The 14,737-nt window shown below is 69.1% G+C and carries 12 protein-coding genes; 2 read left to right on the top strand and 10 right to left on the bottom strand.

What is annotated here, in order from left to right:
- Nucleotides 1-2 precede the first annotated feature (2 nt).
- Nucleotides 3-1,313, bottom strand: a complete 1,311-nt coding sequence (locus tag ACSFA5_RS01100) for a hemolysin family protein (RefSeq protein WP_435442157.1) — start codon at nt 1,311-1,313, stop codon at nt 3-5.
- Nucleotides 1,314-1,336: 23 nt separating this feature from the next.
- Here ACSFA5_RS01100 and ACSFA5_RS01095 point away from each other — a divergent pair, with 23 nt between their 5' ends.
- The gene (locus ACSFA5_RS01095; protein WP_435442156.1) at nt 1,337-2,188 is read left to right on the top strand and encodes a symmetrical bis(5'-nucleosyl)-tetraphosphatase; all 852 of its coding nucleotides are present in this window, start codon (nt 1,337-1,339) and stop codon (nt 2,186-2,188) included.
- 46 nt (nt 2,189-2,234) lie between these two features.
- Here the strand turns inward: ACSFA5_RS01095 and ACSFA5_RS01090 are convergent, their stop codons facing one another.
- Together ACSFA5_RS01090 and ACSFA5_RS01085 are read right to left on the bottom strand one after the other, a co-directional pair.
- Entirely contained in the window at nt 2,235-3,719 is a 1,485-nt protein-coding gene (locus ACSFA5_RS01090; protein WP_435442973.1) for a M20/M25/M40 family metallo-hydrolase, read from the bottom strand.
- Between the two features lie 179 nt (nt 3,720-3,898).
- Entirely contained in the window at nt 3,899-4,612 is a 714-nt protein-coding gene (locus tag ACSFA5_RS01085; RefSeq protein WP_435442155.1) for a GNAT family N-acetyltransferase, read from the bottom strand.
- 97 nt (nt 4,613-4,709) lie between these two features.
- Between ACSFA5_RS01085 and pdxR the strand changes: the two genes are divergently transcribed.
- Nucleotides 4,710-6,194: a MocR-like pyridoxine biosynthesis transcription factor PdxR gene (gene pdxR, locus ACSFA5_RS01080; RefSeq protein WP_435442972.1), complete on the top strand. Its 1,485-nt coding sequence runs from the start codon at nt 4,710-4,712 to the stop codon at nt 6,192-6,194.
- 17 nt (nt 6,195-6,211) lie between these two features.
- On the opposite strand, the gene ACSFA5_RS01075 is transcribed toward pdxR, so the two are convergent.
- The 7 genes from ACSFA5_RS01075 to ACSFA5_RS01045 all read right to left on the bottom strand — a co-directional run bounded on the left by ACSFA5_RS01075 (nt 6,212) and on the right by ACSFA5_RS01045 (nt 14,731).
- Nucleotides 6,212-7,129: a helix-turn-helix transcriptional regulator gene (locus ACSFA5_RS01075; RefSeq protein ID WP_435442154.1), complete on the bottom strand. Its 918-nt coding sequence runs from the start codon at nt 7,127-7,129 to the stop codon at nt 6,212-6,214.
- Nucleotides 7,130-7,227: 98 nt separating this feature from the next.
- Complete coding sequence (locus ACSFA5_RS01070; protein WP_435442153.1) at nt 7,228-7,932, bottom strand: fumarylacetoacetate hydrolase family protein; 705 nt, start codon at nt 7,930-7,932, stop codon at nt 7,228-7,230.
- Nucleotides 7,933-8,075: 143 nt separating this feature from the next.
- Nucleotides 8,076-8,927, bottom strand: coding sequence for an alpha/beta fold hydrolase (locus tag ACSFA5_RS01065; RefSeq protein WP_435442152.1), 852 nt, complete (start codon nt 8,925-8,927; stop codon nt 8,076-8,078).
- A gap of 35 nt (nt 8,928-8,962) precedes the next feature.
- Complete coding sequence (locus tag ACSFA5_RS01060; protein ID WP_435442151.1) at nt 8,963-10,900, bottom strand: TRAP transporter large permease; 1,938 nt, start codon at nt 10,898-10,900, stop codon at nt 8,963-8,965.
- Nucleotides 10,897-11,910 (bottom strand): TRAP transporter substrate-binding protein, encoded by a 1,014-nt coding sequence (locus ACSFA5_RS01055; RefSeq protein WP_435442150.1) that lies wholly within the window; start codon nt 11,908-11,910, stop codon nt 10,897-10,899. The genes ACSFA5_RS01060 and ACSFA5_RS01055 overlap by 4 nt, the downstream gene beginning before the upstream one ends.
- A 65-nt stretch (nt 11,911-11,975) precedes the next feature.
- On the bottom strand, nt 11,976-13,565 hold the full coding sequence (locus tag ACSFA5_RS01050; RefSeq protein WP_435442149.1) for an acyl-CoA synthetase: 1,590 nt from the start codon (nt 13,563-13,565) through the stop codon (nt 11,976-11,978).
- On the bottom strand, nt 13,562-14,731 hold the full coding sequence (locus tag ACSFA5_RS01045) for an acetyl-CoA acetyltransferase (protein ID WP_435442148.1): 1,170 nt from the start codon (nt 14,729-14,731) through the stop codon (nt 13,562-13,564). The genes ACSFA5_RS01050 and ACSFA5_RS01045 overlap by 4 nt, the downstream gene beginning before the upstream one ends.
- Nucleotides 14,732-14,737 lie beyond the last annotated feature (6 nt).

Genomic DNA, 14,737 nt, shown 5'->3' with positions numbered 1-14,737 from the left:
CCCTACGCGTCCCTGGGCGCCGCCGGGTCGGGCGATGCCCGCACACGGTCGATGCGGCGGCCTTCGAGCTCGACGATCTCGAAGCACCAGCCGGCGCAGTCGATCAGCTCGCCCACTTCCGGCAGATGGCCCGACACCGACATCAGCAGGCCGGCCACGGTGTTGTAGCGCCCGCGCTCTTCCTCGGGCAGCTCGCGAATGCCCAGGCGCGCGCGCAGCTCCGACACGGGCATGAGGCCGTCGAGCTCCCACACGCCGTCGGGCCGCTCGCGAGCCCAGGCGTCGGTCTGCATGCCGGGCTGCAGCTCGCCGGTGATGGCTTCGAGCAGGTCGCGCGGGGTCATCAGGCCTTGCACCACGCCGTATTCGTCGACCACGAACACCAGCCGGCCGGCGCGCTCGCGAAACTGCTCCAGCAGTTCCATGCCGGTCAGGGTTTCGGGCACGAACACCGCGGGCAAGGCTTCCGGGCCCAGCGCGCCGGGGCGCGCGGAACCCAGGCGCAGCAGGTGCGCCACGCTGATGACGCCGACCACGTCGTCGAGCGAGTTGCGGCACACCGGGTACCAGGAATGCACGAGGTTGAGCGCGGCCGCGTCGGCCACCTTCTGCAGCGCCTGCGACACGGTGAACGAGGCGTCCAGCCATTCGATGTCGGCGCGCGGGATCATCAGCGACGACAGGCGCCTGTCGTCCAGGTGGAACACGTTGCGCACCATCTGGTGCTCGTGGTGTTCGATGACGCCGGCGTCCACGCCTTCTTCCAGGCTGGCCGAGATTTCTTCTTCCGTGACGTGGCGCGCCGCGTTGGCGTCGATGCGCAGCAGCTTCAGCATGGTGGCCGTGGCGCCCGCGAGCAGCCACACGAAGGGCTTGGCGGCCTTGGCCAGCCCGCGCATGGGGCGCGACACCCAGCGCGCCACCGGCTCGGGGTAGAGCTGGCCAATGCGCTTGGGCACCAGCTCGCCGAAGATGATGGTGAAGAAGGTGATGCAGGTGACCACGCAGGCGGTGGACGCCACGCTGGCGGTGCCGGCGCCCATGCCCACGCTTTCCATCCACACGGCCAGCGGCGCGGCGAAGGCGGCCTCGCCGACGATGCCGCTCAGCATGCCGATGGAGGTGATGCCGATCTGCACCGTCGAGAGGAATTGCGTGGGCGACTCCATCAGTTTCAGCGCGGCCACCGCGCCGGTGTCTCCCATTTCGGCCAAGGCTGCGAGACGTGCGCGCCGGCTGGTGGAAAGGGCCATTTCGGACATTGCGAACAACGCGTTGAGCGTGGTCAACAAGGCCAGGAGGAGAACATCCATGAACTGAGGGAGAGAATGAAGGAATGTCACTTTACTTGATTGGCGACCTGCAGGGCTGCGACGCCCCCCTCGGGCGGCTGCTGCAAAAGATCGATTTCTCCCCCAGCCGCGACACCTTCGTGCTGCTGGGCGACCTGGTGAACCGGGGCCCCGATTCGCTCGCGGTGCTGCGCCGCGTGCAGGGCTACGGCGCCGCCGCGCTGAGCCTGCTGGGCAACCACGACCTGCACCTGCTGGGCGTGGCGCACGGCGCGCGCAAGGCCGGGCGCAAGGACACGCTGGCCGAACTGCTGGCCGCGCCCGACAGCGAGGCGCTGCTCGACTGGGTGCGCCAGCAGCACATGGCGCTGCACATGCGCATCGGCACCGGCGACCTGCTGATGGTGCATGCGGGCGTGCTGCCGCAGTGGACCGTGAGCGACACGCTGGTGCTGGCGTCGGAGGTCGAATCGGTGCTGCGCGGCCCGGCGCTGGGCGAATTTTTGATGACGATGTACGGCAACGAGCCCGCGCAGTGGCAGGACAGCCTCACGGGCAGCGCCCGGCTGCGGGCCATCGTCAATGCGCTGACGCGGCTGCGCTTCTGCACGGCCGACGGCCTGATGGAGTTCGAGGCCAAGGACAGCGCCGCCACCGCGCCCGAAGGCTTTATGCCCTGGTTCGACGTGCCGGGGCGCAAGACGCTCAAGGCCACGGTTGCCTTCGGCCACTGGTCGACGCTGGGCTGGCTCTCGCGGCCCGACCTGCTCTCGACCGACACAGGCTGCGTGTGGGGCGGCTGCCTGAGCGCGGTGCGCATCGGCGCGACGCTGGAAGAGCGCGAGCTGATCCAGGTCGAGTGCGAGCAGGCGCAGAAGCCCGGCAAGGCCGGTTGAAGCACTCGCCCGAAGGACTTCGGCCAAGGCACTCCGCCAGACGGCATCAGAACGCCTGCGTCACCAGCCCGTACACGGTGCGCACGCCGCTCACGTAGTTGCCCATGCGCAGGTTCTCGTTGGCCGCGTGCTGGTTGTTGTCGGCGTTCACCAGCGGAATGATCGCGAAGGGCACCGGCAGCACGCGCACGATCTCGGCGGTGGGCACCGTGCCGCCCATCATCCGGATGCGCACCGGCTCGGGCTTGGCGCCGAAGGTCTCGCTCAGCGCCCTGTAGGCCCATTGCCCGACGGGCGAGTTGATCTGCGAGCCCGCCGCGTCGCCGCCCTCGCTCTGGTAGGAGAAGCTCGCGAGCTTGTCGTGGCGGGCGCGCTCCTCGTCCGTCGGCTCGCCCTTGACCAGGTGGTAGCCCTGGCGCTCGATGTGCTTGCGGATCAGCTGGCCGAGGTAGGCCGGGTCGGAGTCGGGCGTGGTGCGCAGGTCCATCTCGGCCACGGCCTTGTCGGGCACGATGTTGGCCACCTTGTCGCCCACCGCCGCAGCGGCCATGCCGCGCACGTTCAGCGAGGGGTACTGCATCGCTTCCTGGTAGTTGGCGCCGACCTTGTCGGTGCGGGCAATGCCCAGCCGGCGCTTGAGCGCGGCCTCGTCGTCGGGCACCGCGGCCATGATCCTGCGGTCGGCCTCGGCGATCTTCACGTGGTCGTAGTAGCCGGCCACCGTCACGCGGCCGTCGTCGTTCTTCATCGAGGCCAGCAGGTTGGCCAGGCGCTGCGCCGGGTTGGGCGCGTAGTTGCCGTAGTGCCCGCTGTGCAGCGGCACCTTGGCGCCGTACACCGTGAGCTGGGCCTTGGCCGCGCCGCGGTTGCCGAACACCAGCGTGGGCCGGTTGGTGGCGTGCATGGGGCCGTCGTGGATCACGATGGCGTCGCAGCGCAGCAGGTCGCGGTGCGCCTGCATCACCTTGCCGATGGAAGGCGAGCCCTTCTCTTCCTCGCTGTCGAGGATCACCTTGACGTTGACCGCCGGCTGAGCGCCGCCGGCCTTCAAGGCGTCGATGGCGGCGAGCATCATCATGATCGGCGCCTTGTCGTCGGCGGACGCACGGCCGAACACGCGCCATTCGGGGTCGAGCGGGCCGCTGAAGAGCGGGGCCGAATCGATCTCCTCCCAGTCGCCGTTCGCCGCCTTGCGCTTGAGCACCGGCGTCCACGGGCTCTTCTGCGCCCACTGCGCGGGAATGACCGGCTGGCCGTCCAGGTGCATGTAGAACAGCACCGTCTTGCGCGCGGGGTCGCTGCCCGGGTACTCGGCGTAGAGCATCGGCTTGCCGTCGTTGGGCAGTTGCTGCGTGGTGAAGCCGCGCTTGCGGAAGGCCTGCTCCAGCCACTCGACGTTCTTGCGGATGTCCTCCGGCGATATGGCGTCGTTGGGCAGCGACAGCAGTTCGAAGTACTCGCGGTAGGTGGCCTGCGCGTGGCGCTCGGCATCGGCCGCGGAGAGTTCGCCCGCGCCGGCCGTGCCGGCCATGCAGGCAGCCGCCAGCAGGGCCAGGGGGAGCAGCGCGAGCGGGCCGCGCGAGGTTCGGGGCTGTGAAGACATGGGGCGGTCCAGTTTGTGACGGTTCAGCGGCAGTCTAGGCAAGCCCGCGCTTTTGAACAATTGCCGATTTCCAGCGCCACCCTTGCCTTTTTTGCAATGCAGCCGGCTCAGGACGGCAGGCGGAACTTGTCCAGCGACATGCGCTGGCGGCCTTGCGCATCGAAGTTCTCGGGCGCGAGCCAGCGCTCGAAGGCGGTGCGCAAGGCGGGCCACTCGCCCGCGACGATCGAGAACCAGGCCGTGTCGCGCGTGCGCCCCTTGTAGACCACCGCCTGCCGGAACCGTCCCTCGTACTGGAAGCCCAATCGAAGTGCAGCGCGCTTGGAGGGCTCGTTGAAGTTGTCGCACTTCCATTCGTAGCGGCGGTAGCCCAGTGTGTCGAACGACAGCTTCATCAGCAGGTATTGCGCCTCGGTGGACACGGGCGTCTGCTTCAGCAGAGGCGAGAAATTGACGCTGCCCACTTCGATCACCCCATGGGTCGCGTCGATGCGCATCAGCGCCAGCGTGCCGACCGCACGGCCGCTCTGCTTGTCGACGACGGCGAAATGCATCGGGTCGGCGCTCTGCGCGGCGCGCCGCGCGTAGGCCCGGGTGCTCTCCAGGTCGGCGGGCCGCTCGACGCCCAGGTAGGTCCAGTCGCGGCCGTCGGGCGCCTGCGCATAGGCGGCATGCAGGTCGTCGGCGTGCCTGGCCGCATCGAGCGGCTCCAGCGTGCAGAAGCGGCCCTCGACGCTCTGGCGCGGCGGCAGGGCGCGCGGCGTCCAATCGGGCACGTCGGGACCGATGGACTGGCCGAATTCGTTGTGGCGGGCTGGCATGCGGGTGTCTTTCAGGAAAAAATGGAAACGGCAGGGCCGGAGCACGTAAAGTACCCACAACGTGGCTCCAACGAAAGCGCCACGAATGATCGATTTCATGGTGCCACGCCCTGCCCCCTCCCCTCGTCTTTCCGCCACAGCGCTGCTCGAATCCTCCTTGCTGAAAGACCGCGACGCCGGCTCGATGCAGCGCCAGCTGCACGAGCGACTCAAGCGCGCCATCCTCGACGGCAGCCTGGCACCCGGCAGCCGCCTGCCCGGCTCGCGCGCGCTGGCCGAAGCGCTCGCCATCTCGCGCAACACCGTCACCGCGACCTACGAGCACCTGGCCGCCGAAGGCTATGTGCAACCCGACCGCCAGGGCACGCGCGTGACCGCGCTCTCGTCCCCGCTCCCCAGACGCGCCGGCATGCCGGCCGGCGTTCCCGCCACGGCGCTGCGCCTCGCAAAGCTCCAGCCGAGCGCATCGCGTGCCGACATGGAAGCGGCGCTGCGCCCCGGCGTGCCCGCGCTGTCGCACTTTCCCTTGGCCGCCTGGCGCCGCGCGCTCGACCGCGCCCTGCGCAACGCCGGCGCGACCGCGCTGGGCTACGGCGATCCGCTGGGCGAGCCGGCGCTGCGCGCGGCCATCGCGCGGCACCTGTCGGTGGCACGCGGCGTGCGCTGCGAGCCGCACCAGGTCGTCATTGCCGAAGGCGCGCAGGAGGCCATCACGCTGTGCGTGCGGCTGCTGTCGAACCCCGGCGACACCGGCTGGGTCGAAGACCCGGGCTACCGCGGCGTGAAGGCCGCCATGCATGCGGGCGACATGCGCGTGGTGCCGGTGCGGGTCGACGCCGAAGGCCTGTGCGCGAGCGCGCAAGACTGGCGCAAACAGGCGCCCCGGCTCGTGTACACCACGCCGTCGCACCAGTACCCGGCCGGTTCGGTGTTGAGCATCGCGCGCCGGCTCGACCTGATCGCGCAGGCACGCGCGCACGGCGCGTGGATCATCGAGGACGACTACGACAGCGAGTTCCGCCACACCGGCGAGCCCATCGGCGCGATGCAGGGGCTGGTGGCCGATGCGCCCGTGCTCTACGTCGGCACCTTCAGCAAGACGATGTTCCCGTCGCTGCGGCTGGGCTTCCTGGTGCTGCCCGAACGGCTGGTGCCCAGCGTGCGCGTGCCGCTCGAAGAGATGCTGCGCGGCGGCCACCGCCACGAGCAGCTCGCCATGGCCGACTTCATCGAGAGCGGGCAGTTCAGCCGCCACCTGGGCCGCATGCGCCGCCTGTACCGCGACCGGCAGCAGGCGCTGCGGCTGGCGCTGCAAACGCACCTGGAGGTGCCGCACGAGATAGAGGGCGGCTACTGCGGGCTGCACCTGACCGTGCGGCTGCCCGCGCAGTTCGACGACCGAAAGATCGCTGCCGAAGCGCTGCGCCATCGCATCGCGCCCTCTGCGCTGTCAGGGTTCGCGATGCAGCCGCTGGCCACCGACAACGGGCTGGTGCTGGGCTATGGCAACACGTCGGCGGAGCTGTTCGAGCCGCTGGTCAAGCGCCTGTCGCAGCTGGCGCGCGCAGCCGGGCGCAGCTGACCGTCGACCACCAAACGCTAACCGCGCGCGCTCGCCACATGGTCGCGCCGGAAACTGCGCGGCGTGCTGCCCACCCATTGCCGGAACCGCCGGTTGAAGTAGGCCTCGTCCGTGAACCCGCACTGGTGCGCAATCTCGCGCACCAGCAGCGAGGTGGACGACAGCAGCTCCTTCGCGCGCTCGATGCGCCGCTCGGTCACCAGGTCGGTGAAGGTGCGGTCGGTTTCCTTGCGCAGCAGGTTGGCCAGGTAGTTGGGCGACAGGAACGCGGCCGCGGCCGCGTCGGTCAGCGACAGCGGCTTGTCGAGGTTGTCGCGCACATAGCGCACCACGCGCTGCAACGCGTCGCGCTGCGAGGTCTTGCCGTTGTGCTGCAGGGCGAGCCGCATCAGCGCCTGCTCCTGGCGCATGCAGGCCAGGCCGATGATCTGCTGCACGATGCCGCGCATCGCGATCTTGGCGCCGAAGTTGCGGCCGGTGTTCAGCGCATGCAGCTCGTCGAGCCAGCCGCGAATGCGCGCGAAGTCGGCCTCGTCGAAGGCGAAGTCGACGTACTCCTGGAACAGGAAGGGTGCGAGGTCGGGATGCCGCGCGAGCGACACGTCGTCGAGGTCGAGCGCATCGACCTCGAGCTCGGGCCACAGAAAGCGCTGGTCGAAGTTGACGATGCAGTACAGCGCCTCGGGCGGGTGCGGAATCACGTGCACCCGGTACGGCAGCACGAAGCTCAGGTGGCGCGGCCCGAAGGGGCGCACCTCGCCGCCGATGGCCTGCTGCGAGCGGCCCTCGATGCCGACCTGGATCTGGAAGTACGCATGCCGGTGCGGCAGCGTGAGCTCGTTGCGCGCACCCTGGAAGCGGATGTCGAAGTCGAGGTGGTCGGCACGCTCGTGCATGCCGTAGGTGCGAACGGACGTGGAGGAAGAGGGGCGCATCGGGGCTGGCGTGTCACTGGGTCCGGCAGGCTGCAGCCCGCGAGGGTACGCCAACTTGCGGCCCTACAGGTCCGATGCACGAACCTCACGGAGAGAGGTCAGACGACCACGACCTCCAGCGCGCCGACGCCCGCCACCGTGCCGCGCATGCGGTCGCCGCGCTGAATGGCCGCCACGCCCGCGGGGGTGCCCGTGAAGATCAGGTCGCCGGGCTGCAGCGTGAACAGGGTCGACAGGTAGGCGATGGTGTCGGGCACGTTCCAGATCATGCCGGCCAGGTCGCCGACCTGGCGCTGGGCGCCGTTCACTTCGAGGCGGATTTCGCCCTTTGCCGGATGGCCGGCCTTGGCCACGGGCACCAGTTCGCCGCAAGGCGCGGAACCGTCGAAGGCCTTGCCGGTGTCCCAGGGGCGGCCCATTTTCTTGGCCTCGCCCTGCAGGTCGCGCCGGGTCATGTCCAGGCCCACGGCGTAGCCGTAGACATGGTCGAGCGCGGCCGATGCGGCGATGTTCGAACCGCCGGTCTTCAGCGCCACCACGAGTTCGATTTCATGGTGCACGTCGTTCGACAGCGTGGGGTAGGCGAACTCGCCGCCGTCGGCCACGATGGCGCTGGCCGGCTTCATGAAGAAGAACGGCGGCTCGCGATCGGGGTTGTGGCCCATTTCGCGGGCGTGTTCGGAGTAGTTGCGGCCCACGCAGAAGATGCGGTTGACCGGGAAGCGCGCGCGCTCGCCCTGGATGGGCAGCGAGTGGACCGGGGCGGGTGCAATGGCGTAGAGGGTGTCGGTGGCTGAAGTCATGCAACGACTCTAGCCATGGCTGTGCCGCTTGCAGGGGACGCATCTACGCGAGACTTGGACTTGGCTACGATTTTGATTTCGCGCTTCGTTCCATCGCTCTGAACAAGTACCCACCGCACGCCGCACGCCTGCGGCCTTCGGCCTCAACCCGCGAACCCTGCCAGCAACGCATTGAACTTCCGCGCGTTCTCGATGAACATGAAGTGCGAGCCTGCCTCCCCGTCATCGAAGATCTCGACCCTGGCGCCGGGCACCTGGGTCGCCTCCCACCGCATGCAGCTGTGCGGCACCAGGCTGCCCTTGCCGCCGACGAAAAGCGTCGGCCGGTCGATGCGCGGCAGCACTTCGCGCCAGTCCTGGTGGCAGTGGTTGTAGAGCAGGTCGGCCGCCGCGGCGCGCGGCATCTTCATGTTCATGTCGACGATCCACTGGAAGTCCTCGGCGGGCATGTCGGCCGTGACCATGGAGCGCAGGAAGCCGACCGTGGCCTCCACCCCGCCCGGGCCGCGCAGTGCATTGGCGGTCTCGGTCACGCTGTCGGCCGTGAAGATGGGGCCGTAGTCGGCGGCCTGCTGTTCGGTCCACTCGGGATTGCGCGTGAGGCATGTCGCCTGGTCGCAGAACACGTAGCGGGCGATGCGCCCCGCGCCGAACAGGTCGAAGTGGCACCACAGCACCGAACATCCCATGGAGTGGCCGACGATGGTGACGTCCGTCAGGTCGAGCGCGACGAGCGCGTTCTGCAGGTCGGTGGCAAGGCGCGCAATGCGGTAGCCGCGCCCGGGCTTGTCGGAGTCACCATGGCCGCGAAGGTCGAAGGCGATCACGCGGTGCCGGCCCGCCAGGCCTTCGAGCTGGTGCCTGTACTGCTCGGCCGTTTGCGACCAGCCCGGTATCAGCACCAGGGTCGGCCCGGTGCCGGCCTCCAGGTAGCTCAGCCTGACGTCGCCGTCCACGGCCACGGTCTTGCGGGCGATGCTTGTCTTTGTCTCCATGCTTTTTCTCCTTGGGGTGCTGAACGCTGTGAATGTCAGAGGAACCCGATGGACAGCCACGGAATGGCCGCCACGGCGATGGTGCCGACCAGCAAGGCCAGCATGTAGCCGGCGATGGGCCCGATGCCTTCGTCGGGCCGCACGCGGCCGATGGCGCATGCCGCGTAGTAACCCACGCCCAGCGGCGGCGCGAACAGGCCCAGCCCCATCGACAGCACGACGACCATGGCGTAGTGCACTTCGTGGATGCCCAGCTGCCGAGCAATTGGAAACAGCAGCGGCCCGAACAGCACGATGGCCGGTATGCCCTCGAGCACCGAGCCCAGCACCACGAAGGTGACCAGCGACACGGCCAGGAACATCGGCGCACCGCCCGGCAGGCTGCCCATGACCTCGGCCAGCCAGCGCGAGAAGCCCGACTGCGTCAGCCCCCACGCCATGGCGGTGGCCGTGCCGATGATCAGCAGGATCGCGCCCGACAGCGAGGCGGTGGCCACCAGCATCGGGCCGAGCCGCCGCCAGTCGAACTGGCGGTACACCACGAGCCCGGCCACGACGGCGTAGACGATGCCGATGGTCGACACCTCGGTCGCCGTGGCCACGCCTTCGACGACGGCCGCGCGAATCACGAAAGGCAAGGCCATCGCGGGCAGCGCCACCAGCGCCAGCCTCAGCACCTGCCGCATCGCGGGCCGTGCGACCTGGCTCAGGTCTTCGTGCCGGTTGCGCAGGTACACCACCACGCACAGCATCAGGCCCAGCACGACGGCCGGCAGCAGCCCGCCCGTGAACAGCGCCGCGATCGACACGCCCGTGACCGAGCCGATGGTGATGAGCACCAGGCTGGGCGGCACGGTCTCGGTCTGCGCGCCGGTGGCCGCGAGCAGCGCCACCAGTTCGCCCTCGGCGGCACCGCGCTTCTTCATTTCGGGGAACAGCGCGGGCGCGATGGCGGCCATGTCCGCCGCCTTCGAGCCCGAGATGCCCGACACCAGGTACATCGCGCCCACCAGCACGTAGGACAGCCCGCCCCGCACATGCCCCAGCAGGCTCGCGAGGAAAGCGACCATCGCCTTCGCCATGCCCGTCATCTCGATGAGCAGGCCCAGGAACACGAACAGCGGCACCGCCAGCAAAATGAGGTGCGACATGCCTTCGTCCATGCGCCCGACGATCACGGGCAGCGCGGTGTCGGTGGTCAGCGCCAGGTAGCCGAAGGTGCCCAGGCCGAACGCGAACGCGATCGGAATGCCGCACAGCACGCAGGCCAGCACCACGCCGACGAAGAACACCAGCAGGTTGAGCCGCCCCAGGTCTTCGAACGCCGCGCGGCCGAGCGTGAAGGCCGCGATGAGCACGACGACGATCGCCAGGGCCTGCACCGAAGTCTTCCAGTCGAAGTCGCGCAACAGCCGCAGCGCCGCGAACACGGCCATCAACACCACGCCCACCGGCAGCGCGGCGGCGCGCCACGCGTTGGAGATGTCCAGCGCCGGTGTGGTGATGAAGCGCTCTTCCGACGCGTATTCCCACGCAGGCCACGCCACCATCGCCAGGAAGGCCAGGGCCGCGTAGAGCGACACCGCCTCGGCAAAGCGGCGCCGCGGCGGCGACAGCTTCGACACCACCGCGGTCATGCGCATGTGCTCGCCGCGCCGCAGCGCCACCACCGCGCCCAGCATGGCGAGCCAGATGAAGAGCATCGACGCGAGTTCGTCCGACCAGATCAGCGGCTTGTGCAGCACGAAGCGCGCAACCACGCCCGCCAGCAGCACCCCCACGTCGGCCAGCACCAGCGCGCCGGCCGCGCCGTCCACCAGCGTGCCGAGCAGCCGCTCGGTGCGCGAGGTGAACGAGGCCGGGTTGGCCTCGTTGGCCGCATCGCCGTGGCCGTGCGCGCCGGCCGCGTCTTGCGCCGTCGGGGTGCCTGCGCGCCGCGCGGGCGGCCGCGCCGCCGGGCGCGGCGCGCTCATGCGAGCTTGCCCGCGCTGCGCTCCAGCAACGCCCATGCTTCGTCGCCGTACTTGGCCTTCCACTCGGCGTAGAAGCCGGCCTTGCGCAACTGGTCGCGAAAGGCGCCGGGGTCGGGCTGGTTGACCTGCATGCCCTTGGCCGCGAGCTCCTTCTGCAGGTTGCCGTTGAGCTCGGCCACGTCGGTGCGCTCCTTCAGGGCCGCGGCGTTGATGTGCTTCGCGACGATGGCCTGCAGTTCGGGCGGCAGCTTGTCCCATGCGCGCTTGTTGGCCAGGAACCAGAAGCCGTCCCACATGTGGTTGCTCATCGAGCAGAACTTCTGCACTTCATAGAGCTTGGCGGTGGAGATGATGGCGAGCGGGTTCTCCTGCCCGTCGACGATCTTCGTCTGCAGCGCCGAATACACCTCGGCAAAATTGATCGACGTGGGCGCGGCGTCCAGCGCCTTGAACATCGAGGTCCACAGCGGCGACACGGGCACGCGGATCTTGAAGCCCTTCAGGTCGGCCGGCGTCGCAATCGCCTTGTTCGACGACGTGATCTGTCGAAAGCCGTTGTCCCAGATCTTGTCCATGGCCACGATGTTGGACTTGGCGATCTGCGTGCGAATGTGGCTGCCCAGGTCGCCGTCCATCGCCTTCCACACGCTGGCGTAGTCGGCGAACGCAAAGCCCACGCCGCTGATGGAGGCCGAAGGCACCAGCGTCGACAGAATGAGCCCCGACAGCGTGAAGAACTCGACGCCGCCCGCGCGCAACTGGCTCAGCACGTCGGTGTCGGAGCCCAGCTGGTTGTTCGGGAAGATCTGGATGTCGACCTGCCCGTTGGTCTCCGCGCGAATGGCGTCGGCCATTTCCTTGGCCCGGATGTTCATCGGGTGCGAGACGGGCAGGTTGTTGGCGTACTTGTAGTTGAAGACGTTCTTCTGCGCGAAGGCGTGGCGCAGGGGCAGTGCGAGGCTGGAAGCTGCGGCGGCGGTGCGCAGCACGGTGCGGCGGTTGATGTTCATTCTTTGTCTCGCTGTCTTGGTTTTGGTTTGTTCTGAATTCGATCGTCCGGGGAGAAAGGGCAGGTTCAGTGCGTGGCAGCCTCCCCGATCTCTCCGCGCTCCGAAAGGAGCCGTCGTATTTCGTTCTTGGTGACCTTGCCGTAGCCTGACTTGGGCAGCGACTCCCAGAAAAAAACGTGCCGCGGCCAGCGGTACCTGGCGCAGCGGCCGTCGAGGTGGCCCAGGATGTCCTCGGGCGTCACGCCTTCGCGGTCGCACACGAGCACGGCCACGCCCACTTCGCCCCACTTGGCGTCGGGCAGGCCCAGCACGGCGGCCTCGCGCACGGCGGGGTGCGTCAGCAATATCTCCTCGACCTCGCGCGGGTAGACGTTGGAGCCGCCCGAGATGTACATGTCGGACTCGCGGCCCGTGATGTAGAGCAGCCCCTGCGCGTCCATGCGCCCCAGGTCGCCGGTGTGGAACCAGCCGCCGCGCAGCGCCTTGGCCGTGGCCTCGGGGTTGTTGAAATAGCCCGCGAACACGGCCGGTCCGCGGCAGCAGATTTCCCCCACAGCGCCGGCCGGCAGCCGTTGCATCTGCCCGTCGAGAATCGCGACCTCCATGCCGGTGCGCGGCCGGCCGCAGGAGCCGATGTGCGCATTGGCATCGGCGTCGTCGGCCGAGTGCATCGACGGCGGCAGCACCGTGATGCAACCCGTCACCTCGCCAAGGCCGAAGTACTGCACCAGCACAGGCCCCAGCTTCTGCAACGCCCGCTTCTGGTCGGCGCGGTACATGGGGGAACCGGCGTAGATCAGGTAGCGCAGCGAGCGGTGGTCGAACTCGTCGACCGACGGGTCTTCGACCAGTATCTTGACGATGGTCGGCACCGTGAACACGTTGCTGACCTTGTGGCGCTCGACCAGCGACCAGAAGGTGCGCGGCTCCAGCCTGTCCGACGACGGCAGCACCGTGGCCGCGCCGCGCGCGACGTTCAGCAGCGCATGAATGCCCGCGCCGTGGGACAGCGGCGCCACGGCGATGGAGCAGTCGCGCTCGGTCGTGCCGGGAATCAGGTCGGCGAGATGGTTGGCGACGACGAAGGCGAGTTGGCCGTGCGTCAACACGGCCGCTTTCGGCTTGCCGGTCGTGCCCGAGGTGTAGAAGTACCAGAGCGGCGTGTCGGCCTCGATATCGGCAACGGACTTTGCCGCGCCGGCATGGGCGGCGATCAGCGCCTCGTAGCCGTGTTCACCCGGGCGCGGCGCGCCGATGGTGACGACGTGCCGCAAATGCGCGCTGGCAGCGCGCACTGCATCGACATGCGCGCCAAAGCCGTCTTCGGCGAGCATCACCGCGGCTTCGCTCGAACTGCCCAGGTACGCCACTTCGGGCGGCGTGAGCCGGAAGTTGACCGGCACCCACACTGCGCCCATGCGAAACGCGGCCCAGCAGCTTTCGAACAGCGCAAGGTTGTTGCGCGACTGCACGAGCAACTTGTGTCCAGGCTGCAAGCCCAGCGCGCGCAGGCCCTGCACGAGCGCATCGACGCGCGTGTCGATCTCTTGCCAGGTCCAGCTGCGGTCTTCGAGGATCAGGCCGGCGCGTCCGGGAAACAGCGCCGCCGTCTGCGACAGCAACACCGACAGGTTCGCCGCCTGCGCGTGGCTCACGCCGCCTCCAGCACGCTGAGGTAGTTGGCGACGGCGGCGCCGCCCATGTTGAACACGGCGCCCGGCTTGCCCGTGCCCACCTGCATGCCGCCGGCCGTGCCGGTGAGCTGCATCGCGGCCATCACATGCTGCGAAACGCCCGTCGCGCCGATGGGGTGGCCGCGCGACTTCAGGCCGCCCGAGGGGTTCACGGGCAGCCGGCCGTCCTTGCGCGTGATGCCGTCGAGGATCACGCGCGCGCCCTGCCCGTGCGGCGCCAGGCCCATGGCCTCGTACTCCAGCAGCTCGGCGATGGTGAAGCAGTCGTGCGTCTCGACGAAGCCGAGATCGTCGAGCGTGAGCTGCGCGGCTTGCAGGCCACGGCGCCAGGCCAGCGCGGCGCCTTCGAAGCGCGTCGGGTCGCGCCGCGACAGCGGCAGGTAGTCGTTGACCTGCGTGTGCGAGCGCCATCGCACCGCAGGCACCGTGGCCGAGGCCACGGGGGCGGCCGAGATGACCAGCGCCGCCGCGCCGTCGGACACCAGCGAACAGTCCGAGCGCTTGAGCGGTCCGGCGACGAAGGGGTTCTTGTCCGACGGGGTGCGGCAGAAGTCGAAGCCCAGGTCGCGCCGCATGTGCGCATACGGGTTGTGCGCACCGTTGGCGTGGTTCTTGGCCGCGATGGCCGCGAGCGCATCGCTCTGGTCGCCGAAGCGTTCGAAGTAGCCGCCCGCGATCTGGCCGAACACGCCCGCGAAGCCCGCGGGCGTCGCGCCTTCCTCCTTCACGTAGGAGCAGCGCAGCAGCGTCTGCGCGATGACCGGGCCGGGCACCGCGTTCATGATCTCGAAGCCCACCACCAGCGCGTGGCGCACGCGGCCGCTCTGCACGGCGTCCAGCGCGGCCCAGATGGCTGCCGAGCCCGTCGCGCAGGCGTTCTCCAGCCGCACGGCGGGCACGTGGCGCAGGCCGGGCACGGCCATCGCGACCAGGGACGCGCTGAAGTCCTGCGGCAGGAAGCCGCTGTTGAAGTGGCCGACGAAGATGCCGTCGATGTCCGCGGCCTCGAGCCCGGCGGTCTGCAGCGCGGGCGCGACCGCGTCGCGGATCAGTTGCTCGCTGTCGGCCGCGTCGAGCTTGCCGAAGGGCGTGTGGCCCCAGCCGATGATGCAGCTGTCGTTGCTCATGGTGCT

The sequence above is a fragment of the Variovorax monticola genome (assembly GCF_051216855.1).
In the GTDB taxonomy this organism is placed as follows: Bacteria; Pseudomonadota; Gammaproteobacteria; order Burkholderiales; family Burkholderiaceae_C; genus Variovorax.
The sequence above is the reverse complement of the archived record's forward strand: the minus strand, read 5'-3'. Positions and strand labels throughout refer to the sequence as shown.